Source organism: Streptomyces sp. NPDC048290 (assembly GCF_040652095.1).
Lineage (GTDB): Bacteria > Actinomycetota > Actinomycetes > Streptomycetales > Streptomycetaceae > Streptomyces.
This window is the reverse complement of record NZ_JBEZLM010000002.1, coordinates 1-21,393: the sequence shown is the minus strand read 5'-3', so window position 1 is coordinate 21,393 and position 21,393 is coordinate 1. Positions and strand designations below refer to the sequence as shown.

Annotated in this window: 23 protein-coding genes, 4 tRNA genes and 1 pseudogene; 7 read left to right on the top strand and 21 right to left on the bottom strand. The window is 70.3% G+C overall.

All coding sequences use genetic code 11. The features are described 5' to 3' along the window. Position 1: 1 nt before the first annotated feature. From rplL to AB0D49_RS02330, 9 genes are all read right to left on the bottom strand, one after another. Positions 2 to 388 (bottom strand): 50S ribosomal protein L7/L12, encoded by a 387-nt coding sequence (gene rplL, locus AB0D49_RS02370; RefSeq protein WP_362750708.1) that lies wholly within the window; start codon positions 386 to 388, stop codon positions 2 to 4. A gap of 120 nt (positions 389 to 508) precedes the next feature. Next, positions 509 to 1,039 carry a 50S ribosomal protein L10 gene (gene rplJ / locus AB0D49_RS02365; protein ID WP_362749401.1) on the bottom strand — a complete coding sequence of 177 codons (531 nt, stop codon included), beginning with the start codon at positions 1,037 to 1,039 and terminating at the stop codon, positions 509 to 511. A gap of 324 nt (positions 1,040 to 1,363) precedes the next feature. Then, the gene (locus AB0D49_RS02360; protein ID WP_362749398.1) at positions 1,364 to 2,218 is read right to left on the bottom strand and encodes a DUF1396 domain-containing protein; all 855 of its coding nucleotides are present in this window, start codon (positions 2,216 to 2,218) and stop codon (positions 1,364 to 1,366) included. A gap of 190 nt (positions 2,219 to 2,408) precedes the next feature. Further along, positions 2,409 to 3,281, bottom strand: coding sequence for a hypothetical protein (locus tag AB0D49_RS02355; RefSeq protein WP_362749395.1), 873 nt, complete (start codon positions 3,279 to 3,281; stop codon positions 2,409 to 2,411). 173 nt (positions 3,282 to 3,454) lie between these two features. Next, positions 3,455 to 4,180, bottom strand: a complete 726-nt coding sequence (gene rplA / locus AB0D49_RS02350) for a 50S ribosomal protein L1 (RefSeq protein WP_362749392.1) — start codon at positions 4,178 to 4,180, stop codon at positions 3,455 to 3,457. A 73-nt stretch (positions 4,181 to 4,253) separates the two neighbouring features. Further along, the gene (rplK, locus tag AB0D49_RS02345; protein ID WP_355741559.1) at positions 4,254 to 4,688 is read right to left on the bottom strand and encodes a 50S ribosomal protein L11; all 435 of its coding nucleotides are present in this window, start codon (positions 4,686 to 4,688) and stop codon (positions 4,254 to 4,256) included. A 216-nt stretch (positions 4,689 to 4,904) separates the two neighbouring features. Then, on the bottom strand, positions 4,905 to 5,798 hold the full coding sequence (nusG, locus tag AB0D49_RS02340; protein WP_362749388.1) for a transcription termination/antitermination protein NusG: 894 nt from the start codon (positions 5,796 to 5,798) through the stop codon (positions 4,905 to 4,907). A gap of 77 nt (positions 5,799 to 5,875) precedes the next feature. After that, entirely contained in the window at positions 5,876 to 6,163 is a 288-nt protein-coding gene (secE, locus tag AB0D49_RS02335; RefSeq protein WP_362749385.1) for a preprotein translocase subunit SecE, read from the bottom strand. A gap of 103 nt (positions 6,164 to 6,266) precedes the next feature. Then, positions 6,267 to 6,339, bottom strand: a tRNA-Trp gene (locus tag AB0D49_RS02330). 283 nt (positions 6,340 to 6,622) lie between these two features. Between AB0D49_RS02330 and AB0D49_RS02325 the strand changes: the two genes are divergently transcribed. From AB0D49_RS02325 to AB0D49_RS02315, 3 genes are all read left to right on the top strand, one after another. After that, positions 6,623 to 7,849 (top strand): pyridoxal phosphate-dependent aminotransferase, encoded by a 1,227-nt coding sequence (locus AB0D49_RS02325; protein ID WP_362749382.1) that lies wholly within the window; start codon positions 6,623 to 6,625, stop codon positions 7,847 to 7,849. 187 nt (positions 7,850 to 8,036) lie between these two features. Then, a complete protein-coding gene (locus tag AB0D49_RS02320; protein WP_362749379.1) occupies positions 8,037 to 9,074 on the top strand; it encodes an adenosine deaminase in 1,038 nt (345 codons plus the stop codon). Positions 9,075 to 9,247: 173 nt separating this feature from the next. Further along, positions 9,248 to 9,880 carry an NAD(P)H-binding protein gene (locus AB0D49_RS02315; protein ID WP_362749376.1) on the top strand — a complete coding sequence of 211 codons (633 nt, stop codon included), beginning with the start codon at positions 9,248 to 9,250 and terminating at the stop codon, positions 9,878 to 9,880. A 151-nt stretch (positions 9,881 to 10,031) separates the two neighbouring features. Here the strand turns inward: AB0D49_RS02315 and AB0D49_RS02310 are convergent, their stop codons facing one another. The 9 genes from AB0D49_RS02310 to AB0D49_RS02270 all read right to left on the bottom strand — a co-directional run bounded on the left by AB0D49_RS02310 (position 10,032) and on the right by AB0D49_RS02270 (position 15,503). After that, entirely contained in the window at positions 10,032 to 11,087 is a 1,056-nt protein-coding gene (locus AB0D49_RS02310; RefSeq protein WP_362749373.1) for a UDP-N-acetylmuramate dehydrogenase, read from the bottom strand. Between the two features lie 50 nt (positions 11,088 to 11,137). Then, on the bottom strand, positions 11,138 to 11,530 hold the full coding sequence (locus AB0D49_RS02305) for a DUF3291 domain-containing protein (RefSeq protein WP_362749370.1): 393 nt from the start codon (positions 11,528 to 11,530) through the stop codon (positions 11,138 to 11,140). Positions 11,531 to 11,579: 49 nt separating this feature from the next. Continuing rightward, the gene (locus AB0D49_RS02300; protein WP_362750705.1) at positions 11,580 to 13,031 is read right to left on the bottom strand and encodes an MFS transporter; all 1,452 of its coding nucleotides are present in this window, start codon (positions 13,029 to 13,031) and stop codon (positions 11,580 to 11,582) included. Between the two features lie 223 nt (positions 13,032 to 13,254). Continuing rightward, the gene (locus AB0D49_RS02295) at positions 13,255 to 13,827 is read right to left on the bottom strand and encodes a TetR/AcrR family transcriptional regulator (protein ID WP_362749367.1); all 573 of its coding nucleotides are present in this window, start codon (positions 13,825 to 13,827) and stop codon (positions 13,255 to 13,257) included. Positions 13,828 to 14,085: 258 nt separating this feature from the next. Then, positions 14,086 to 14,514, bottom strand: a complete 429-nt coding sequence (locus AB0D49_RS02290; protein ID WP_362749364.1) for a MaoC family dehydratase — start codon at positions 14,512 to 14,514, stop codon at positions 14,086 to 14,088. A 5-nt stretch (positions 14,515 to 14,519) separates the two neighbouring features. Beyond that, a complete protein-coding gene (locus AB0D49_RS02285; RefSeq protein WP_362749361.1) occupies positions 14,520 to 14,972 on the bottom strand; it encodes a MaoC family dehydratase N-terminal domain-containing protein in 453 nt (150 codons plus the stop codon). 85 nt (positions 14,973 to 15,057) lie between these two features. Next, positions 15,058 to 15,222, bottom strand: coding sequence for a 50S ribosomal protein L33 (gene rpmG / locus AB0D49_RS02280; RefSeq protein WP_003948671.1), 165 nt, complete (start codon positions 15,220 to 15,222; stop codon positions 15,058 to 15,060). An 89-nt stretch (positions 15,223 to 15,311) separates the two neighbouring features. Next, positions 15,312 to 15,384: transfer RNA gene (locus tag AB0D49_RS02275), tRNA-Met, on the bottom strand. 46 nt (positions 15,385 to 15,430) lie between these two features. Next, positions 15,431 to 15,503 (bottom strand) — tRNA-Thr (locus AB0D49_RS02270). A 612-nt stretch (positions 15,504 to 16,115) separates the two neighbouring features. Here AB0D49_RS02270 and AB0D49_RS02265 point away from each other — a divergent pair. Together AB0D49_RS02265 and AB0D49_RS02260 are read left to right on the top strand one after the other, a co-directional pair. Beyond that, positions 16,116 to 17,312 (top strand): annotated as a pseudogene (locus AB0D49_RS02265) (amidohydrolase family protein); the annotation flags it as partial. Positions 17,313 to 17,446: 134 nt separating this feature from the next. Continuing rightward, positions 17,447 to 18,103 carry an SDR family oxidoreductase gene (locus AB0D49_RS02260; RefSeq protein WP_362749358.1) on the top strand — a complete coding sequence of 219 codons (657 nt, stop codon included), beginning with the start codon at positions 17,447 to 17,449 and terminating at the stop codon, positions 18,101 to 18,103. A gap of 18 nt (positions 18,104 to 18,121) precedes the next feature. On the opposite strand, the gene AB0D49_RS02255 is transcribed toward AB0D49_RS02260, so the two are convergent. After that, on the bottom strand, positions 18,122 to 18,334 hold the full coding sequence (locus AB0D49_RS02255; RefSeq protein WP_362749355.1) for a hypothetical protein: 213 nt from the start codon (positions 18,332 to 18,334) through the stop codon (positions 18,122 to 18,124). A gap of 137 nt (positions 18,335 to 18,471) precedes the next feature. Continuing rightward, a tRNA-Tyr gene (locus tag AB0D49_RS02250) sits at positions 18,472 to 18,553 on the bottom strand. 228 nt (positions 18,554 to 18,781) lie between these two features. Here AB0D49_RS02250 and AB0D49_RS02245 point away from each other — a divergent pair. Further along, positions 18,782 to 19,270 carry a YajQ family cyclic di-GMP-binding protein gene (locus AB0D49_RS02245; protein ID WP_362749352.1) on the top strand — a complete coding sequence of 163 codons (489 nt, stop codon included), beginning with the start codon at positions 18,782 to 18,784 and terminating at the stop codon, positions 19,268 to 19,270. A gap of 251 nt (positions 19,271 to 19,521) precedes the next feature. On the opposite strand, the gene AB0D49_RS02240 is transcribed toward AB0D49_RS02245, so the two are convergent. After that, positions 19,522 to 19,788, bottom strand: a complete 267-nt coding sequence (locus AB0D49_RS02240; RefSeq protein ID WP_362749349.1) for a GlsB/YeaQ/YmgE family stress response membrane protein — start codon at positions 19,786 to 19,788, stop codon at positions 19,522 to 19,524. A gap of 232 nt (positions 19,789 to 20,020) precedes the next feature. Here AB0D49_RS02240 and AB0D49_RS02235 point away from each other — a divergent pair, with 232 nt between their 5' ends. Then, entirely contained in the window at positions 20,021 to 21,280 is a 1,260-nt protein-coding gene (locus AB0D49_RS02235; protein ID WP_362749346.1) for an APC family permease, read from the top strand. Positions 21,281 to 21,393: the final 113 nt, after the last annotated feature.

Sequence of the window (21,393 nt, the reverse complement as noted above, 5' to 3'; positions counted from 1 at the left end):
CCTACTTGACCTCGACGGAGGCACCGGCGGCCTCAAGGGACTCCTTGGCCTTCGCCGCGGCGTCCTTGGCGACCTTCTCCAGGACGGCCTTCGGCGCGCCGTCGACCAGGTCCTTGGCCTCCTTCAGGCCCAGCGAGGTCAGCTCACGCACGACCTTGATGACCTGGATCTTCTTCTCGCCGGCACCGGTGAGGACGACGTCGAACTCGTCCTGCTCCTCGACGGCCTCGGCGGCGGCGCCACCACCGGCCGGGGCGGCGACGGCGACGGCAGCGGCGGCGGCCGTGACGTCGAACTTCTCCTCGAACGCCTTCACGAACTCGGAGAGCTGGATCAGGGTCATCGTCTCGAACTCGGCGAGCAGTTCTTCCTGGGTGAGAGCCATGATGGCTTCCTTCCACTCAATCGGCGGGTGCCGGATGTACATGACTGGCGGGCGTACGTTCGGCCCGCTACGACCGTGACCTGCGGCTCAGCGCCTCAGGCCGCGATCATGACGCGAGCCGAATTACTCGGCACCGCCCTGCTCGGCCTGCTGGGCACGGAGCGCGTCCACGGTGCGGACGAGCTTCGTCGGGAGCGCCTGGAAGAGCTGTGCAGCCTGGGTCTGCTTGCCCTTCAGCGCGCCCGCCAGCTTGGCGAGCAGAACCTCGCGGGACTCGAGGTCCGCGAGCTTCTTGATCTCGTCGGCGGAGAGCGCCTTGCCGTCAAGGACACCGCCCTTGATGACGAGATTCGGGTTGTCCTTGGCGAAGTCGCGCAGACCCTTCGCCGACTCCACCGGGTCACCGGTGACGAAGGCGACTGCCGTCGGACCGTTGAACAGGTCGTCCAGCGTCGTGATCCCGGCCTCGTTGGCCGCAATCTTGGTCAGCGTGTTCTTCACCACGGCGTACTGGGCGTTCTCACCGAGCGATCGGCGCAGCGTCTTGAGCTGCGCCACGGTGAGACCGCGGTACTCGGTCAGCACGGCAGCGTTGGAGCTGCGGAACTGCTCGGTCAACTCTGCTACTGCGGCAGCCTTGTCGGGCGTCGCCATAGAGCCTCGGCCTCCTTCCGGGTGATTCGGACCGCGCGGACCCGAAGGAGGACGGGAAAAACAAACGCCCCGGGCGCAGGCGCACGGGGCGGACTCGACCGGGCGTACATACGGGATGTAGGCACTCCGGGAGTTCTTCCACAGTCACCTGCGCGGGTCGCCCGCAGTTCAGCGGTCCTTCGGCCACCGCACTCTCATTCGAGCGCACGGCAACAACCAGCGGTCTTTGGCTTCTGAAGGAGAGTACGTGACCCGATCCCCGCCGGGCAAATCCGCTCGTACGGGGATCGGTGCGCGGCCCTCGGCGGGACGCGTCCGGGCAGGTCAGCCGGCCTGGAGGTCGTTCATCATCTCGGCCAGGTCCATGGTCTCGGCGGCCGGCGGGACCTTGACCTCGACGGGCTTGTTGACGTCGAAGAAGGTGATCGTCACGTCCAGCGGGCCCTGCTCGGCGTCGCCGCGGAGCTGGAACTGCTTGGTGCGCTCGTCGCCGTCGACCCACATGTCCATGGTCATCTTGTCGATGCCCATGTCCTCGTACTGCTCCAGGCTCTTCTCGCGGGCCTCGCGGGTCGCCTTGTTCTCGTCCTTGAAGGATTCGCGCAGGTCGGCGAGGGTGATGTCGCCCCGGTAGTGGGTGGTCTCGACACCGTCGACGGTCTCGGTGCCGACCTCCTCGACGTTCTCGGCGCCCGCCATGAAGCCGGCCTCGCTCGCCGGGTTCTTGTCGGCCTGGGACGCGCCGCCCAGCTCGCTCAGCTCGTCACCGGCGCCGAGGGCGGCCAGGTCGAACTTGATCCAGGACTTGCCGTCCATCTCCTTGGCGGCCTCTTCCCCGCCGTTGATGAACATCGCCTTGTCGACGAGGCGGATCTCGACCTCGCCGCCCTCCGGCAGGGAGACACCGCCCGGGGCGACCTCCATCTTCATGCTCAGGGCCACCGGGTCCATGCTCATGGCGGCGGAGCCCTCGACCTCCCCCTCGCCGGGGACCTCGCCCTTCATCCGGTAGCTGAGGGACGTGATGTCCTCGGCGTTCTTCGCCGCCTTGGCGACCGCGGCGGCCGGGTCGACGTCCACCGTCTTCTCGGTGCCACAGCCGGCCACACCACCGGCGAGCGCCAGCGCCACCAGCCCCACACCGGCGGCCCGGCCACGCGTACGTACGGAAAGTCCCATGATTCCCCCCACGGAAGCACTGGAAATGATCAAAGAGCGAAACGGAAACGAAATAGAAAGGATCAAAGAACGGTGTCGGCCGTCCATGGCGTTTGCATGGCCGGTACACAGTGATCCGGCTCGTGAGCCTATCCCAGGCCACTGACAGCGGCCCGGGAATTGCCGGGCGCCCTCAGGGTCCCCGGCGGTCTCAGGGGCCGGTCCCGGCGCCCTGTGACGCCAGCAGCTCCTGGAAGTCCTGGGTGTCCGCGGCGGGCGGCGGCCGGACGGCGACCTTGGTGCCGTAGCCGTCGTAGTAGGCGGTCTGGGTCAGCGCGCCCGAGGCCGCCCGGCCCTTCTCCACCTTCTTGACCACCAGGTCCCGCTGGTCCACCCAGATGTCGACGGTCTGCACGGTGACCCCGGCCCGCTCCAGCCGGGCGCGCAGCTCCGGGTCGTCGAGGTCGGCGACATGGGAGGTGGCCGAGTAGCGGACGGTCCGGGCGCCGCGCACCCGCTCGGGCCCCAGCTCGCTCACCTCGTCCGCGGCGAGCAGAAAGTCCACCGACCGGTCCGGCGCGGCCCCGCGCAGCTGTTCGCTGACGTACGCCCCGGAGTCCCCGCCCAGCCGGCCCAGCTCGCCCCAGGGATAACGCACCCAGTGCCTGCCGCCGACCTTCGCGGCGAACGTGTCGCCCATCCGCGCGTAGTAGGCGTCGGGCAGATAGCGGGCCTCCATGGAGGTGGTGCCCAGCTCCCGCATGGTGTCGGCGAGGGTGCCGCCGGTGTAGGTGATGGTCAGGGTGCCGGTGAGCCCGTCGGCCCAGGACAGGGTGCCCTTCGAGGTCAGGTCGAGGGCGCTGCCGACGGTCGTGGCGGCCTCCACCCGCACCGAACGGGCGTTCGCCGTGGCGGTGGCGGCGGCCCGCAGCGCGGCCCGGTCGGCGGGCGGACGGGACGCGGACCCGGAGGGGCGTTCGCTGGGGGCGGGCGCGGGCGTCGCGTCGGCCGTACAGCCGGACAGACAGCCGAGACCGGAGAGGCCGATCAGGGCCGCCATGGCCCCGGCCACGATCCGCTGCATCCGCACCCCCCGTATCGGCCCTGTCGACGCACGTTAACTCAGGCCAGCGGCGTACGGGCCGGAACGTGGACGGGGAGGGCGACGGGGAGCCGGGCCGGGAACGCGGGACGGGCCCCGCGCCGGGATGGCTGCGGGGCCCGTCGGGCACTGCGAGATGCACGGTCTCCGTCGGATCAGACGGCGGCCGGGTCCTCCTCGGTGAGGAGGTTGCGGATGCGGTTGGGGTCGACCGGAACGCCGGGGCCCATCGTGGTGGTGATGGCGGCCTTCTTGATGTAGCGACCCTTGGCGGCGGACGGCTTCAGACGGAGGATCTCCTCCAGCGCGGCGCCGTAGTTCTCCACCAGCTTGGAGTCGTCGAAGGACACCTTGCCGATGATGAAGTGCAGGTTGGAGTGCTTGTCGACGCGGAACTCGATCTTGCCGCCCTTGATGTCGTTGACGGCCTTCACGACATCCGGGGTGACGGTGCCGGTCTTGGGGTTCGGCATCAGACCACGGGGGCCGAGGACACGGCCGAGGCGGCCGACCTTGCCCATGAGGTCCGGGGTGGCGACGACGGCGTCGAAGTCCAGCCGCCCCTTCGACACCTCGTCGATCAGTTCGTCGGCGCCGACGATGTCGGCGCCCGCGGCACGCGCGGCCTCGGCACGGTCACCGGTCGCGAAGACCAGGACCCGGGCGGTCTTGCCGGTGCCGTGCGGGAGGTTCACGGTGCCACGGACCATCTGGTCGGCCTTGCGCGGGTCGACACCCAGACGGAAGGCGACCTCGACGGTGCCGTCGAACTTGGTCGTGGAGGTCTCCTTGGCGAGACGCACGGCTTCGAGCGGGGCGTACAGCTTCTCCCGGTCGATCTTGGCGTCCGCAGCGCGGAGAGACTTGCTGCGCTTGCTCACTACTGCTCCTGGGTTTGCTTAGGAGTCGTGGTACGGGCCGAGCAGGCCCCACCACTTCTGCTGGTGGGTGGGATCAGCCCTCGACCGTGATGCCCATGGAACGGGCGGTGCCGGCGATGATCTTCTCGGCGGCGTCCAGGTCGTTGGCGTTGAGGTCGGGCATCTTGGTGGTGGCGATCTCACGGACCTGGTCACGCGTGATCTTCGCGACCTTGGTCTTGTGCGGCTCGCCGGAGCCCTTGTCCACACCCGCGGCCTTGAGGATCATCTTGGCGGCCGGCGGCGTCTTGGTGATGAAGGTGAAGGAACGGTCCTCGTAGACCGTGATCTCCACCGGGATGACCCACCCGCGCTGCGACTCGGTCGCGGCGTTGTACGCCTTGCAGAACTCCATGATGTTGACGCCGTGCTGACCCAGCGCGGGGCCGACCGGCGGGGCCGGGTTGGCGGCACCGGCCTGGATCTGGAGCTTGATCAGCCCCGTGACCTTCTTCTTCTTGGGAGGCATTGCTCTCCGGGTCCTTTCAGTTCGGGTCCTGCCTGTATCCGAGGACCACCCGGACGCAGGCATACCGCACAACGATAACGGGTATGGATGCGCGGCTAAAAACCGAGCAGGTCAGGGGCCGGGAGGCACCTGACCTGACACGGAAGTCCAGTGGGCACCCCCGAAGGGGCGCGAGCCGAGGGGCTGCCTCAGTTCTTCTGGATCAGTCCTTCTGGATCAGTTCTTCTGGATCTGGTCGAAGGACAGCTCGACCGGGGTCTCCCGGCCGAAGATCTCCACCAGGCCCTTGACCTTCTTGGAGTCGGCGTTGATCTCGTTGATCGTGGCCTGGAGGGTGGCGAACGGGCCATCGGTGACGGTGACCGAGTCGCCGACCTCGAAGTCCAGCACCTGGACCTCGACCTTGCGCTGCGGGACCGGCTTGCCCTCGGCCTCGGCGGCCTCACGGGCGGCCTTCTCCTCGGCCTCCGGGGCGAGCATCTTGACGATCTCGTCCAGGGTCAGCGGGTACGGGTCGTAGGCGTTGCCCACGAAGCCGGTGACACCGGGGGTGTTGCGGACGACGCCCCAGGACTCGTTCGTCAGGTCCATGCGGACCAGGACGTAGCCGGGGAGCTTGTTCTGCTTGATGGTCTTGCGGTCGCCGTTCTTGATCTGGACGACCTCTTCCTGCGGCACCTCGGCCTGGAAGATGTAGTCCTCGACGTTCAGCGAGACGGCACGCTGCTCGAGGTTGGTCTTCACCCGGTTCTCGTAGCCCGCGTAGGTGTGGATCACGTACCACTCGCCGGGCAGCACCCGCAGTTCCTCGCGGAGCGCGGTCACCGGGTCGAGCGGGGGCTCGGGCTCGCCGGGCTCCTCGGCCTCATCCTCGGCGGCCTCGTCCTCAGCGGCCTCATCCTCGGCGGCGTCGGTCTCTTCGGCGTCCTCGACGTCGGCCTCGTCCTCGGCGTGGACGGCGGCCTCCTCGGCGGGCTCGCCCGCTGCGGCGTCGGCGGCCTCGGCCTCGTCCAGCTCCTCGTCCGCGCCCTCAACGATCTCGACCTCGTCGTCCACGGACTCGTACGGCTCGTGGGACTCGTGGGACTCGTTCAGGTTGGCGTCAGACACGGTGGCGGCTTCTTCCTGGATACATAGGGGTGGAACACGCGAAAGGGGCGCCGGTCAGGGCGCCCTTCGCTCTAGGCTCAGCCGAAGACGTACTTCGCGGCGTTGTCGAGCCCATAGTCAATCACGGTCACAAGGCCGATCATGATGACGACGAAGACGATCACCACGGTCGTGTACGTGGTCAGCTGATTGCGCGTCGGCCAGACGACCTTGCGGAGTTCGGCGACGACCTGGCGGTAGAACAGCGCGAGCCGCTTCAGCGGACCCTTCTTCGCGCGCTTGCCGCCCTTGCGAGTCTTCTTCTTCGACTCCGGCGTCTCATCCTGGGCATCAGGCGTGTCGATGGAGCCCACGGCGTCCGTCACTTCATCCTCACCTGGTCCCGGGTTGGCCGTGCCGCGCCCGGTCCGAGCCGCACGGCGGTGCAATGCTGTAGTACCTGCGCACACATCCTGGTGGAGTGTGGAGCAGGGCCGGAGGGACTCGAACCCCCAACCGCTGGTTTTGGAGACCAGTGCTCTACCAATTGAGCTACGACCCTTCGCGTGCCCCCCAACGTACCGCATCCGCCCGGGTGCTCGGTGTGCACCGGGTGAGTGCGGGCTCGCTGAAGGCCAACGAGGTGTGAGTGTACGTGCTCCGGGGCCGGGCGTCGAACAGAATGCGCCCGTCGGAGCGCTGTCCGTACGGGTTCGGGTGCAGATCACCGGAAGATCACCAGGCCACGCGGCGGTTCCGGAAGGATGTTCTGGAGTCCCCCCGGCACTGTTCAGTAGATGAAACCCGCGTGCCGGGCGCGTTTCGGGTCTGGAACCATGGGCCCCATGAGCGCTGCAACCCCTCCCACCGAGCGCCGGGTCTCCGCCCGCGTCGGGGCGATCTCCGAGTCCGCCACCCTCGCCGTGGACGCCAAGGCCAAGGCCCTCAAGGCCGCCGGGCGCCCGGTCATCGGCTTCGGCGCGGGCGAGCCCGACTTCCCGACGCCGGACTACATCGTCGAGGCCGCCATCGAGGCGTGCAAGAACCCGAAGTACCACCGCTACACCCCGGCCGGGGGTCTGCCCGAGCTGAAGGCGGCCATCGCCGCCAAGACGCTCCGCGACTCCGGCTATGAGCCCGAGGTCGCCCAGATCCTCGTCACCAACGGCGGCAAGCAGGCGATCTACGAGGCGTTCGCCGCGATCCTCGACCCGGGCGACGAGGTGATCGTCCCGGCCCCGTACTGGACGACGTACCCCGAGTCGATCCGGCTGGCGGGCGGTGTCCCGGTCGAGGTCGTCGCCGACGAGACGACCGGCTACCGGGTCAGCGTCGAGCAGCTGGAGGCGGCCCGTACGGAGAGGACCAAGGTCGTTCTGTTCGTCTCGCCCTCCAACCCGACCGGTGCGGTCTACTCCCGTGAGGACACCGAGGCCATCGGCCGCTGGGCCCTGGAGCACGGGCTGTGGGTGCTGACCGACGAGATCTACGAGCACCTGGTGTACGGCGACGCGGTCACGACCTCGCTGCCCGCGCTGCTGCCGGAGCTGCGCGACAAGTGCATCGTCGTCAACGGCGTGGCCAAGACGTACGCCATGACCGGCTGGCGGGTCGGGTGGATCATCGGCCCGAAGGATGTCGTCAAGGCCGCGGCGAACCTCCAGTCGCACGCCACGTCCAATGTCGCCAATGTCTCCCAGGCCGCCGCGCTGGCCGCCGTCTCCGGTGATCTGACCGCCGTGGCGAAGATGCGCGAGGCGTTCGACCGGCGCCGCCGGACCATCGTGCGGATGCTGAACGAGATCGACGGCGTGGTCTGCCCGGAGCCGGAGGGCGCGTTCTATGTGTACCCGTCGGTGAAGGCGCTGATCGGCAAGGAGATCCGCGGCAAGCGCCCGCAGAGCAGCGTGGAGCTGGCCGCGCTGATCCTGGAGGAGGCCGAGGTCGCGGTCGTCCCGGGCGAGGCGTTCGGCACCCCGGGCTATGTGCGGCTGTCGTACGCGCTCGGTGACGAGGATCTGGTCGAGGGCGTCAGCCGGATGCAGAAGCTGCTGGCGGAGGCGCGCGACTGAGGTCGACCGCGCGCGTTCCGCGCCCGAGGGGCACCCTGGAGAGATCGAGGGTGCCCCTTTGTGTTGCCCGCTTCGTGGTGCCGCTTCGTGGTGCCGGGGGCGTGTGTTCGTACGGTGTCCGTGCGAGCAAGGCCACGAACGGGGAAAGTGCTACCGACACGCGCGGAGGGTACGGCAGGATCTTCGGATGGAACGTGTACGTGATGTCTCCGCTCTTCCTAAGGCCCATCTGCACCTGCACTTCACCGGCTCGATGCGCCAGACGACCCTGCTGGAGCTGGCCGACAAGTACGGGGTACGGCTGCCCGACGCGCTGACCGAGTCCCTGGTCAGCGGCGAGCCGCCGAAGCTGCGGGCCACGGACGAGCGCGGCTGGTTCCGCTTCCAGCGGCTGTACGACGCCGCGCGGTCGTGTCTGCGGGAGCCGGAGGACATCCGGCGGCTGGTGCGGGAGGCCGCCGAGGAGGACGTCAAGGACGGCTCGGGCTGGCTGGAGATCCAGGTGGACCCGACGTCGTACGCGCCCCGGCTGGGTGGGCTGATCCCGGCGCTGGAGATCATCCTGGACGCGGTGGACTCGGCGAGCCGGGAGACCGGGCTCGGGATGCGGGTGCTGGTCGCGGCGAACCGGATGAAGCATCCGCTGGACGCGCGCACCCTGGCCCGGCTGGCGGTGCGCTACGCGGACCGGGGGGTGGTCGGGTTCGGGCTCTCCAACGACGAGCGCCGGGGCATGGCCCGCGACTTCGACCGGGCCTTCCACATCGCGCGCGAGGGCGGGCTGCTGTCGGCGCCGCACGGCGGGGAGCTGACCGGTCCAGCGTCGGTCCGGGACTGTCTGGACGATCTGCACGCGGACCGGGTGGGGCACGGGGTGCGGGCGGCGGAGGACGCGCGGCTGCTGAAGCGGCTGGCGGACCGGCAGATCACCTGCGAGGTGTGCCCGACGTCCAATGTGGCACTCGGGGTGTACGAGAAGCCGGAGGACGTCCCGCTGCGCAAGCTGTTCGACGCGGGTGTCCCTATGGCGCTGGGCGCGGACGACCCGCTGCTGTTCGGCTCCCGGCTGGCCGCGCAGTACACGGTGGCCCGTGAGTACCACGGGTTCTCGGACGCGGAGCTGGCGGAACTGGCCCGGCAGTCGCTGCGGGCGTCGGCGGCACCGGAGGCGGAGAAGCAGCGGCTGCTGGCGGGGGTGGACGAGTGGCTGACGTCGGCTGTGTGAGGTACGGGGGATTGATGAAGGGGCCAAGGATGGGGCTGATGAGGGGGCCGATGAAGGGGCTGCCAGGCAACTGACGGGTAGCTGACGACGCCCGTGTGCGTGGGTGATCTCCACCTACCGGATGGACGGCGGACGGCGTTCCTTACGGCGGACGACATCGCGGGAGGCACACCATGAAGCTCACCGTCTTCGGCGCGACCGGCGGTGTCGGCCGGGAGATCGTCCGCCAGGCCCTGGACGCCGGGCACCAGGTCACCGCAGTCGTACGGGACCCCGCCCGGCTGGCGGTGACGGGCGCGGGACTGGAGGTGTACCGGGCGGACCTCGGCGATCCCCAGGCGGTGCGGGCGGCGGTCGCCGGACGGGACGCCGTGCTGTCCGGGCTCGGCGCGCGCAGCCGGAAGGACGCGGGGGTGACGGCCCGGCTGACCCGTACGGTGCTGGAGGCGATGGAGGCCGAGCATGTCCGGCGGTTGGTCGTGGTCAGCGCGGCCCCGGTCGGTCCTCCGGCCGAGGGCGAGGGAGCGCTGGACCGGCTGATGCTCGGGGCCGTCTCCCTCGTCTTCAAGGACATCTACGCCGATCTGCGGGAGACCGAGGCGGAGCTGGCCCGCAGCGCCACGGACTGGACGGTCGTCCGCCCACCGCGTCTCCAGGACAAGCCGCTGACCGGGGTGTACCGCAGGGTGATCGGCGGCTTCCCACGCAAGGGACGCTTCATCGGCCGCGCGGACGTGGCGCACGCGATGCTGGCGGCGGTGCGGGACGGGGCGACGGTGGGGCGGGGGGTGGGGGTGGCGTATTAGGGGGCGGGGTCGGGGCGGGGCGGGATCGCGTCGGCCGGGATCGGGGTGCGGCGGTGTGATCGGGCTGGCCGGATCGGGTCGGGCGCGATCGGGGCGGGCACGGCGAGGGTCGGGTCGGGCGCGGCGATGGTTCGGGCCGGGCGCCGGGCCGCTAGAGGGTCACGCCCACCGTCACCGGCTCGTTGATCAGCGTGATGCCGAAGGCGTCCTGGACTCCGGCGACCACTTCGCGGGCGAGGGCGAGCAGATCGTCGGTGGTGGCCTCGCCGCGGTTGGTGAGGGCGAGGGTGTGCTTGGTGGAGATCCGGGCGGGGCCGCTGCCGTAGCCCTTGGTGAAGCCCGCCTTGTCGATCAGCCAGGCCGCGGAGGTCTTGGTGTGGCCCGTCCCGGCCGGATAGGCGGGGGGCTCCGCGCCCTCGCCGAGCCGCTCCCGCACGCGCGCGGTGAAGACGGCGAAGTCGGCCTCGGTGAGGATCGGGTTGGTGAAGAAGGACCCGGCCGACCAGGTGTCATGGTCCTCGGCGTCCAGGACCATGCCCTTCCCGGCGCGCAGCTTCAGCACGGTCTCGCGCGCCTCGGTCAGCGGGACGCGCTCCCCGGCCTCGACGCCCAGCGCGCGGGCGGTCTCGGCGTATCTCAGCGGCGCGGACAGCCCGCCCGCGTCCTCCAGCCGGAACCGGACGCGCAGGACGACATAGCGCTCGGGGTCGTCCTTGAACCGGCTGTGCCGGTAGGAGAAGGCGCACTCGGCGGCGGTGAGCGTGACGGTGGCGCCCGCGCGGCGGTCGTAGGCGAGTACCTCGGTGAGGGTGGTGGAGACCTCCTGGCCGTACGCCCCCACGTTCTGGATCGGGGTCGCGCCCGCCGAGCCGGGGATGCCGGCCAGGCACTCGATCCCGGCGAGCCCGGCGTCCACCACACGGGCGACGGCGTCGGTCCACACCTCTCCGGCGGCCAGCTCCAGCTCCGTACCGGACAGTTCGAAGCCGTGGGTGGCGATGCGCAGGGCCGTGCCGTCGAAACCCTTGTCGGACACGATCAGGTTGGAGCCGCCGCCGATCAGCAGCAGTGGCGTACCGGACGCGTCGGCCGCGCGCACGGCGTCGATCACCTCGGCGTCGGTCGTCGCGGTGATCAGCCGGGTCGCGGGGCCGCCCAGCCGGAAGGTGGTCAGCGAGGCGAGCGGGGCGTCAAGGATTTCCTGCACGCGCCCAAGACTACGAGACGGCACTGACAATCCCGCCCGTCCGCCGACCCCTACCGCTGTGCCGAGGCCAGCCGCCGCCGGGCCTCGTCCCAGTCGACCGGCAACTGGTCGGCGGAGGTGGTCCAGCTGGCGTAGGCGGCGTCCCGCATCCGGGGTGCCAGCTTCCGGGAGGTCGGCGCGTGGGTGCCGGACCGGGCGAACTCCTTGAGGGCTTCGGCCGATTCCCACGCGGACAGCGTCCAGAAGGTCCGTTTGAAGACCTCGGCCTTGAGGGTGGCCCCGTGGGCGCCGGGCGCGCGCAGCACCTGCCGCCACACGCCCGGCGTCCGGGCGAGGAAGACCAGGGCGCCCCCCAGGGTGCGGGTCTCGAAGCGGGAGGCGAAGACGTGCACCTCGGCCCCGGGAGACGGGGTGTTCGGGGTGCTCCAGGGAAGGGTCGGCATGGCGTACTCCTGTCAGGGTCGGGGGAGGTGCAGGGGCCGGGGGCGGCGCTCAGGTCCTGGACGCGGCCTCGGCGAGCGGTTCGCCGCCCGGCGCCCGCGCGGTGCCCGCTTCGGCGGCGTCCCGCACATGTCCGGCGTTCCGCCGCCGCGCGGGGATCGCCAGGGCCGCCGCACCCGCGACGGCGACCATCGCCGCGCCGACGACCAGGGCGGGCTGGAGCCCGTCGACGAAGGTCCGCGCGGTCTCGTAGCCGCCCTGGGCCGCGAAGATCGAGGACATGACGGCGATACCGAGGGCTCCGCCGACCTCGCGCAGCGCGTTGTTGGCGCCGGAGGCGATGCCCTGCTCCTTGACCGTGACGCTGGCCATGACGAGGGCGGAGGCGGGCGCGAAGAACAGGGACATGCCGATGCCGCTGAGGATCAGTCCGGGCAGCTGACTGGCGTAGGAGGCGTCCGCCGTGACGACGGTCGCGAGATAGCCGAGCCCGGCGGCCTGGAGGAAGAGCCCGGCGGCGACGACGGGACGCCCGCCGATCCGGTCGGAGAGGATTCCGGCGATCGGCGCGACCAGCATGGGCATTCCGGTCCAGGGCAGCATCCTGAGCCCCGCCTCGGTGGGCGAGTAGCCGAGCACGCCCTGCATGTACTGGCTGAGCAGGAAGATCGACCCGAACATACCGAGGAACATCAGCATGCTCGCCGCGTTGATCCCGGCGAAGGCGCGGGACCGGAACAGCCGCATGGGCAGCATCGGCTGGGCCGCGCGGCTGCCGTGCAGCACGAACCCGGCGAGCAGCGCGCCACCGCCGATCAGCCCGGCCAGCACGGTCGTACCGGTCCAGCCGTCGACGGGCCCGCGCACCAGCCCGAACACGATCCCGAAGAGCCCGCCGCTGGCGAGGAGGGTGCCGCGGATGTCGAGCGGGGCGCCGGTGCCGTAGGACTCGGAGAGCCGCAGCCGGGCCAGCGGCAGCAGCGCGACGCCCAGCGGAACGTTCAGCCAGAAGATCCACTGCCAGGACACGTGTTCGGTGAGCGTCCCGCCGATGAGCGGCCCGGAGGCCACCGCGAGCCCGTTCACGGCCCCCCATATCCCGTATGCCATGCCGCGCCTGTCGGCCGGGACGGCGGCCGTGAGCAGGGTCAGCGTCAGCGGCATCATGACGGCCGCGCCCACGCCCTGCACCGCGCGGGCGGCGATCAGCGCGTCGATGTCCGGTGCGAGCGCCGCTGCGGCGGAGGCGGCGGTGAAGACGGCGAGCCCGCCGATGAACATCCGCCGCCGCCCGAACCGGTCCCCCAGCGCCGCGCCGAACATCAGCAGCACGGCGAAGGTGAGCGTGTAGGCGCTGACCGTCCACTCCAGGTCGTGCAGCGCCCCACCCAGGTCCTCCCGGATGGAGGGCAGCGCGGTGGTGACGACGAGGTTGTCCAGGGCGGCCATGAACCCGGCGACGCTGGTGAGCGCCAGCGCCCACACCACGCTCCCCCGCCGCACACCTGGCACGCCGTCCCCTTGCGTCCCCTGTTTCCCTTGCGTCCCTCGCGAGTGGTTCTGTGACATCGCTCCCCCAATGGAATGACGGATGGATCAAGAAGACCTGGCGAAAACCCAGAGAAAACCTAGTGATCGATTACTAATTTGACTGGGCAAAAAATTAGTAATCGCTAACTACCTTCGATGGACGTGAGAACACCAGGAGCCAGAACACGGGTGCCCGCTACTCCCCCGCCGCCCCGCCTTCCGGCCGCGCAGCCGGATAACACCCCTCCCAGACCCGGTGACCGGGCGGAAACCCCATGGCGACCAGCGAGTTGATGAGCATGCCGTACGCCATGAAATTCGTCGTCTCACCGGCGTCGCCCCCGAGCGGACGATGCACGGTGTCCCAGAGCCGCATCCAGCCGGCCCGCACCGCCTCCCCCAACTCATGATCACCGGCCTGCTCGGCCGCGGCGACGGTGACATACATCTGCATCTGCATGAGCAACCGCTCGGGGTCCTCGGTGACTATCCGGATGTAGGCGTCCCCCATGGCACGCAGCGCCTCTTCACCGTGCAGCCCGTCGGACGCCTCTTCGAAAACCCGGATGAGATCGTTCATGCACCACTGGACGGTCGCCAGGAAGATGGCCTTCTTCCCCGGGAAGAGCCGGAAGAGATACGGCTGCGACACGCCCACCTGCTTGGCGATCGCCTCGGTGGAGGTGCCGTAGTAGCCACCCCGGGCGAATTCCTGCGCCGCCGCGCGGATGACGCTCTCCCGCCGCTCTTCGGCGCTCATCCTGACCATGAGGGTAAGTTAGTACTCAATTACTAACTTGGTCAAGGGGATGGGTGAGAGTGGGAGGAAAGGGGGGTGGAGTTGGGTGGGTGGAGTTGGGTGGGTGGAGTTGGGTGGGTGGAGTTGGGTGGGTGGAGTTGGGTGGGTGGAGTTGGGTGGGTGGAGCGCGGTTGGGGCGGGGGCTGTCGGGGGACTCCCCTGGCGCCCACACCCCGCCCCCGTCCCCGTCCCCAGCCCGGCTCCCCCTCTTCCCCCGTCTTCTCCGGCTCACGCCAACCGAACAACCGCCCGAGACATCCCCAGCACCTTCTGCCCCCCGCTGGTGGCCGTCAGGTCCACCCGTACGGTGTTGTCGTCCAGCTTGGCGGCGACCTTGCCGGACACCTCGATCACGGCCCCGGTCTCGTCGTTCGGGACCACGACCGGCTTGGTGAAGCGGACCCCGTACTCGACGACCGCCGCCGGATCGCCGATCCAGTCGGTCACCACCCGGATCGCCTCGGCCATGGTGAACATGCCGTGCGCGATGACGTCCGGCAGCCCGACCTCCTTGGCGAACCTCTCGTTCCAGTGGATCGGATTGAAGTCCCCGGAGGCCCCCGCGTACTGGACGAGCGTGGCGCGCGTCACCGGGAAGCTCTGCGCGGGAAGTTCCGTGCCGATCTCGACATCGGCGTACGCGATCTTCGCGGTCATGGTGCTCACGCCTCCCCGGCCGCGCGGGCCACGAGCTTGGTGTAGGCGGTCACCACATGTGCGCCGGCCTCGTCATGGACCTCGCCACGGATGTCCAGGATGTCGTTGCCCGCCATCGACTTGATCGCCTCGATGGTGGAGGTCACGGTGAGCCGGTCCCCCGCGCGGACGGGGCGTACGTACGCGAACTTCTGGTCGCCGTGCACCACACGGCTGTAGTCCAGGCCCAGTTGCGGGTCCGCGATGACCTGTCCGGCGGCCTTGAAGGTGATCGCGAACACAAAGGTCGGCGGAGCGATCACATCCGGGTGTCCGAGCGCCTTGGCCGCCTCCGGGTCCGTGTAGGCCGGATTGGTGTCCCCCACAGCTTCCGCGAACTCACGGATCTTCTCCCGGCCCACCTCGTAGGGGTCGGTGGGCGGGTAGCTGCGCCCCACGAAGGACTGGTCGAGCGCCATGGCTGCGGACCTCCTGGTGTCGTCGTACGGTCAAACGACACGAGGCCGCCCCCTGAGTGGGGGCGGCCTCGTGAACGAGCCTGGATTATCGCGTCTCGCGGTGCGCGGTGTGCGCGTTGCAACGCGGGCAGTGCTTCTTCATCTCCAGTCGGTCCGGGTTGTTACGCCGGTTCTTCTTGGTGATGTAGTTCCGCTCCTTGCACTCCACGCAGGCCAGCGTGATCTTCGGGCGGACGTCGGTGGCAGCCACGTGAGTGCTCCTTGACGAACGGATGGGATGATTTAACGCAAGAAAGAGTAGCCGATCGGAGGACCGACCCCGCAATCGGCTACTGTCAGTAGCGGTGACCGGACTTGAACCGGTGACACAGCGATTATGAGCCGCTTGCTCTACCGACTGAGCTACACCGCTGTGATGCGGTCGGGCCCCGTCTCGCGACGGGAACCTCACACACCAGAGCCCCAAAACGGAATCGAACCGTTGACCTTCTCCTTACCATGGAGACGCTCTGCCGACTGAGCTATTGGGGCGAGCGATGAAGACATTACACGCTCGGCAGCCGTTCGCCCAAATCCGTTTCGCCGGGCCCGTCCGCCCCCGTCAGGGCCCCGCTCCGGCCCTGTCCCGGGCGTCTCGAAGGCCGCTCCCGCCCGGCCAACCACACCGGTACGACTATTGCGCTCCTCCCCGTGGGGCGCTGATCGCCACCCTAGGCTCGACTCACTCTGTGTGATCATGCGCGGCGCCACATCCGATGGCGGCGCCACGTGTCTCACGCACCCGCGGCCCCAGCGACGCCGCGCGTCAGCCGCCCAACCACAGCCGCCGCCCGAGCGCCGAGTCCGAGTCCCTGGAGCGCGATGCCCGACAGCCAGCCGCAGCCGCCCCCGTCGTCCGATTCCGCGTCCGGCGGGCCGGCGTCAGCCTCGGGTTCGTCCACAGGCTCGTCGAGAGGGTCCTCCTCGGGGGCGTCGTCGGGTCCTCCCGCCGGTTCGGGTTCGGGTTCCGGTTCGGGTTCCGGTTCTGCGGGAGCGGGGTCGGGCGCGCCGGGTGCCGTCAGTGGCTCGGGAGTCTCCGGTGCCTCCGATGCCTCCGGTGTTTCTGCTGTCCCCGGGGCCTCGGATTCCCCGGGAGCCTCGGGGGCGACGCTGCTTCTGTGCGGTGCACGGCTGATGGACGGCCGCCGGGTGGACGTACGGCTCGGCCGGGGCCGGATCGAGGCGGTCGGGACGGCGGGCAGTCTGGGGGGCGGACGGGGGTCCGGCGCGCGGGTGGACCTGTCCGGCTATCTGCTGCTGCCCGCGCCCGCCGAGCCGCACGCGCACGCCGACACCGCGCTCACCGCCGACGAGGACGGGCCGGTCTCGTACGACCCCCGGGATGTGCAGCGGCGTGCCACGGAGGCGGCGCTGCTCCAGCTCGGGCACGGTGCCACCGCGCTGCGCGCGCATGTGCGGGTGGGCGATGTACAGGGGCTGAGCGTGCTGGAGGCGGTGTTGCAGGCCCGGCGTTCGCTGCGCGGGCTCGCCGAACTGACCACGGTGGCGGTGCCCCGCGTGCTGACCGGCCTGGCCGGCGCCGACGGGCTGGCGATGCTGCGGGACGCGGTGAAGATGGGGGCGTCGGTGGTGGGCGGCTGCCCCGACCTGGACCCGGACCCTACGGGTTACGCGCAGACGGTCCTGGAGGTGGCCTCCGAGCACGGCGTCCCGGTCGATCTGCACACCGACGCCGCCGATCCGGCGCGGCTGTCCCGGCTGGCCGCGATGGCCGGGGGGCTGCGGCCGGGGGTGACCCTGGGCCCGTGCGGCAGCCTTGGCGATCTCCCCTCCGAACTGGCCTCCCGTACCGCCGACCAGCTGGCCGCCGCCGGTGTGACGGTGGTCTGTCTCCCGCAGGGCGGCTGCGGCGGCGTCGAACGCCGGGGTACGGGGACGGCTCCGGTACGGCTGCTGCGGGCCGCCGGTGTCCGGGTGGCCGTGGGCAGCGGCGCCCTGCGGGACGTGGCCAATCCGGTCGGCCGCGGGGACCCGCTGGAGGCCGCGTATCTGCTGGCTTCCAGGGAGGGACTGCGGCCCGAGGACGCCTACGACTGTGTCAGCTCCGCCGCCCGTGCGGCGCTGGGGCTGCCCGAGGTCCGGGTGGAGGCCGGTTTTCCGGCGGAGCTGCTCGCGGTCCGGGGCGACCGGCTGTCCGGTGCGCTCTCGCTCGCGTACAGCCGGATCGTGGTGCACCGGGGGCGCGTGGTGGCACGGACCAGTGCGGTGCGCGAGTACTGCAACTCGGCGGTGGCCGCGGAGTTGGGGCTGCCGAGGCAGGGGCGGGGCGAGTTGTCGTGAGGCGGGCGCTCCTGACGCGTCGAGCGGCAGGGGGCGCTCTGCGGTGTGCGCCGGGGTGGGCCGCGCGGGCGGTGGCCGGGGGTCGCCCGGAAGTCGTGCGGCACACGCCGCCGTCCGGGCGTACGGTCGAAGACATGCGCATTGTGATTGCTGGTGGTCATGGTCAGATCGCGCTGCGGCTGGAGCGTCTGCTCGCCGCGCGCGGGTACGAGGTGGCGGGCATCATCCGCCGTGCCGAGCAGGGCGAGGCTCTGCGGGCAGCCGGTGCCGAACCGGTGCTGGTGGATCTGGAGTCGGCGTCGGTCGAGGAGGTCGCGGCCGAGTTGCGGGGCGCGGACGCGGCGGTCTTCGCGGCGGGCGCCGGTCCGGGCAGCGGGGCGGCCCGCAAGGACACGGTGGACAAGGGCGCGGCGGTGCTCTTCGCCGACGCGGCGGTCCGCGCGGGCGTCCGCCGTTTCGTGGTGGTGTCGTCGTACGGGGCGGACGCCGACTATCGGGGCGACGAGGTCTTCGGTGTCTATCTGCGCGCCAAGGGCGCGGCCGATGTGTATGTGCAGGGTCTGGAGGCGCTGGACTGGACGATCCTGCGCCCTGGTCTCCTGACGGACGACCCCGGCACGGGCCTGGTCCGGCTTGAGGCGCACACCGGTCGCGGCTCGGTCTCCCGTGACGATGTGGCCAGCGTCCTGGCGGAGCTTCTGGAGACCCCGGCGACGGCCGGTCTGACCCTGGAGCTGACCGGCGGCTCGACTCCGGTGCCGGTGGCGGTCAAGTCGGTGGCGGGCAACTGACCGACCTTTCCCCGGGCTTCAGAACAGCGGTAGCTGTCCGGGGAACTCCGGCAGCACATAGCCGTCCAAGCCCACTTGCACGGCCCCCAGTTGTGCCTGGCTGCGCGATCCCGGACACGAGACGAGCCGTCCGCTCTCCCGTGCTCCGGGCGGGTCGTGCCGCGCGAACCGTCCGGCGACGACGGCGATCTCGCGACGGCACTCGGGGCACTTTCTACGACGCGACGACATACCCCCAGTCTGCCCGCCACCACTGACAGCGCCGTGCTGGGCGACACGAGGGGATGCCTGCCGCGAGGCCGTCTGGAGGACATGGCAAAGGGCCCGTGATCTGCGTTGATCGCAGATCACGGGCCCTTTGTTCCGTGTGGCGGCGCCAGGATTCGAACCTGGGAAGGCTGAGCCGGCAGATTTACAGTCTGCTCCCTTTGGCCGCTCGGGCACACCGCCGGGGGGTTGCTGCCTCTCGTACCGCTTTTTGGCGGTCCTTGCTGGCAACGTCGTAAACAATACCCGATGCCGAGGGGTGCTCCGCCACCCGATTGATCGGCGCCTCGTGCCTGGTGGGTGGCTAGGCTTGTGCGGATGCGGACCCGGTCTCGTGCCGGGCTCGGCGCCCGTTCGCGGGTACGTCGGGACGCGCCCGTTTCGCCCTCTGAATACAAGGAGCCACAGGACATGGCCGACTCCAGTTTCGACATCGTCTCGAAGGTCGAGCGGCAGGAGGTCGACAACGCCCTCAACCAGGCCGCCAAGGAGATCTCGCAGCGCTACGACTTCAAGGGCGTCGGCGCCTCCATCGCTTGGTCGGGCGAGAAGATCCTCATGGAGGCCAACTCGGAGGACCGGGTGAAGGCCGTCCTGGACGTCTTCCAGTCCAAGCTGGTCAAGCGCGGTATCTCCCTGAAGGCGCTCGACGCGGGTGAGCCCCAGCTCTCGGGCAAGGAGTACAAGATCTTCGCGTCGATCGAGGAAGGCATCTCCCAGGAGAACGCCAAGAAGGTCGCGAAGATCATCCGTGACGAGGGTCCCAAGGGTGTGAAGGCCCAGGTCCAGGGCGACGAACTGCGTGTCACCTCCAAGAGCCGCGACGACCTCCAGGCCATCATCGCCCTGCTCAAGGGCAAGGACTTCGAATTCGCGTTGCAGTTCGTGAACTACCGGTGATCGCTGCGCGTCGCTGGTAATCGTTTCGATGGCCGGGCTCGGGCTGTCGGGCGGCCGGTCACCATGTGGGTGGGCCGCCAGGTCGGGGCTGTGTGGTTCGTTGCGGGGCGGGCGGGCGGAGGTTGAGGGCGGGTGTCGCTGTGGCGCCTGCCCTTTTTCCTGGTCCGCCCCTGCCCCTTTCCTGTTCCTGGTCCGCCGGTCCCCCGGTCCGGTGTTTGCCGTTTCGCTGGGCTGCTGGTCGCCGGGCGGTGTCAGCTGCGTGAGTTGCCGAACAGCAGGCGGTAGATGATCAGCAGGACCAGCGAGCCGCCTATCGCGGAGAGCCAGGTGGCGCCGTCGTAGAAGTCCTTGCTGATCGGGTGGTCCAGGAAGCGGGCCGAGATCCAGCCGCCGAGGAACGCGCCCACGACGCCGATGACGGTCGTCCCGATGAAGCCGCCAGGGTCACGGCCCGGCAGCAGGAATTTGGCGATGGCTCCGGCCAACAGTCCCAGAATGATCCAACTGATGATGCCCATGGCGTGAACCTGCCCTTCCGCACGGTGTTTGTGCAGTCCCCGCCCTGTGACGTTCGTCCTGCGGGCTGTGCTCCGGCCGTGCGTCGCACTGTGTGTGGGTCTTGCTGTCGTGAACGGTGAGTAGGGGGTGCGGGGTGGGGCGTGTGGAGGGTCGTCGTTCGTTCGCGTCGCGTTGGTGGGGAGGACGTCGGCCCGGTGGGTGGTGGTTGCGGCGATCAGTAGGGTGCGGCGCATGACACAGCCCTCCGGTCCGGAGTTGCGGCGCACCCTCGGGCTCGGTGACGCCGTCGTCATCGGGCTGGGGTCGATGATCGGTGCCGGGATCTTCGCCGCGCTGGGGCCCGCCGCGCGGACGGCCGGTTCGGGGCTGCTTCTCGGGCTCGCGGTCGCCGCCGTCGTCGCGTACTGCAACGCCACCTCGTCGGCGCGGCTGGCCGCGCGGTATCCACGGTCGGGCGGCACCTATGTGTACGGTCGCGAACGGCTCGGTCCTTTCTGGGGGTATCTCGCCGGGTGGGCGTTCGTGGTCGGCAAGACAGCCTCCTGTGCGGCGATGGCCCTCACCGTGGGCGCCTATGCGTGGCCGGAGCAGGCGCACGCGGTGGCGGTGGCGGCGGTGGTGGCGCTGACCGCGGTGAACTACGGCGGCGTCCAGAAGTCCGCGTGGCTGACCCGGGTGATCGTGGCGGTCGTGCTGGCTGTCCTCGCTCTCGTGGTGGTGGTCTGTCTGGGGTCGGACGCGTCCGACGCCGGGCGGCTGGACATCGGGGCGTCGGGTGGGGTCGGTGGGGTGCTCCAGGCCGCGGGGCTGCTCTTCTTCGCCTTCGCCGGGTATGCGCGGATCGCCACGCTCGGTGAGGAGGTGCGCGACCCGGCTCGGACCATTCCGCGGGCGATTCCGCTGGCTCTCGGTATCGCGCTGGCCGTCTACGCCTGTGTGGCGGTCGCCGTGCTCAGCGTGCTGGGCGCGGACGGTCTTGGCCGGGCGGGGGCGCCGCTCGCGGACGCCGTGCGGGCGGCCGGGATGCCGGGGCTGGCGCCCGTGGTGCGGGTCGGCGCCGCCGTGGCCGCGCTGGGCTCGCTGCTCGCACTGATCCTGGGGGTCTCCCGGACCACGCTGGCCATGGCCCGCGACCGGTATCTGCCCGGGGCGCTGGCCGCCGTGCATCCCCGTTTCCAGGCGCCGCACCGGGCGGAGCTGGCGGTCGGCGCGGTGGTCGCGGTGCTGGCGGCGACGGTGGATGTGCGGGGTGCCATCGGGTTCTCCTCCTTCGGTGTGCTCGCGTACTACGCGGTCGCCAACGCCTCCGCCTGGACGCTCGATCCGGCGCCGGGGGCGCGAGTGGTGCCGGTGGTGGGGCTCGTGGGGTGTGTGGTCCTGGCGTTCGCCCTGCCGGGGGTGTCCGTGCTGGTGGGTGCGGGGGTGCTGGTGGTGGGTGTGGTCGCCTACGGGGTGCGGGAGCGGTGGATGCGGGCGCGGCAGGGCGGCTGATGTGGCCGCCGGTGGCTGGGGGGTGTCTGATGGATCTCCGTGGGAGAAGGAGCGGCGTTCGGTGCGTGCTCTCGGTGTGCCGGGCGGAAGCCCTCGTAGCGGAGCTACTAGGG

What these genes read in the sequence shown, in the direction of transcription:
- rplJ (WP_362749401.1), bottom strand. Translation starts at nt 1,039, where the DNA reads ATGGCGACGCCCGACAAGGCTGCCGCAGTAGCAGAGTTGACCGAGCAG.
- AB0D49_RS02360 (WP_362749398.1), bottom strand. Translation starts at nt 2,218, where the DNA reads ATGGGACTTTCCGTACGTACGCGTGGCCGGGCCGCCGGTGTGGGGCTG.
- AB0D49_RS02355 (WP_362749395.1), bottom strand. Translation starts at nt 3,281, where the DNA reads ATGCAGCGGATCGTGGCCGGGGCCATGGCGGCCCTGATCGGCCTCTCC.
- rplK (WP_355741559.1), bottom strand. Translation starts at nt 4,688, where the DNA reads ATGCCTCCCAAGAAGAAGAAGGTCACGGGGCTGATCAAGCTCCAGATC.
- AB0D49_RS02325 (WP_362749382.1), top strand. Translation starts at nt 6,623, where the DNA reads ATGAGCGCTGCAACCCCTCCCACCGAGCGCCGGGTCTCCGCCCGCGTC.
- AB0D49_RS02320 (WP_362749379.1), top strand. Translation starts at nt 8,037, where the DNA reads ATGGAACGTGTACGTGATGTCTCCGCTCTTCCTAAGGCCCATCTGCAC.
- AB0D49_RS02315 (WP_362749376.1), top strand. Translation starts at nt 9,248, where the DNA reads ATGAAGCTCACCGTCTTCGGCGCGACCGGCGGTGTCGGCCGGGAGATC.
- AB0D49_RS02305 (WP_362749370.1), bottom strand. Translation starts at nt 11,530, where the DNA reads ATGCCGACCCTTCCCTGGAGCACCCCGAACACCCCGTCTCCCGGGGCC.
- AB0D49_RS02295 (WP_362749367.1), bottom strand. Translation starts at nt 13,827, where the DNA reads ATGGTCAGGATGAGCGCCGAAGAGCGGCGGGAGAGCGTCATCCGCGCG.
- AB0D49_RS02290 (WP_362749364.1), bottom strand. Translation starts at nt 14,514, where the DNA reads ATGACCGCGAAGATCGCGTACGCCGATGTCGAGATCGGCACGGAACTT.
- AB0D49_RS02285 (WP_362749361.1), bottom strand. Translation starts at nt 14,972, where the DNA reads ATGGCGCTCGACCAGTCCTTCGTGGGGCGCAGCTACCCGCCCACCGAC.
- AB0D49_RS02260 (WP_362749358.1), top strand. Translation starts at nt 17,447, where the DNA reads ATGCGCATTGTGATTGCTGGTGGTCATGGTCAGATCGCGCTGCGGCTG.
- AB0D49_RS02255 (WP_362749355.1), bottom strand. Translation starts at nt 18,334, where the DNA reads ATGTCGTCGCGTCGTAGAAAGTGCCCCGAGTGCCGTCGCGAGATCGCC.
- AB0D49_RS02245 (WP_362749352.1), top strand. Translation starts at nt 18,782, where the DNA reads ATGGCCGACTCCAGTTTCGACATCGTCTCGAAGGTCGAGCGGCAGGAG.
- AB0D49_RS02240 (WP_362749349.1), bottom strand. Translation starts at nt 19,788, where the DNA reads ATGGGCATCATCAGTTGGATCATTCTGGGACTGTTGGCCGGAGCCATC.
- AB0D49_RS02235 (WP_362749346.1), top strand. Translation starts at nt 20,021, where the DNA reads ATGACACAGCCCTCCGGTCCGGAGTTGCGGCGCACCCTCGGGCTCGGT.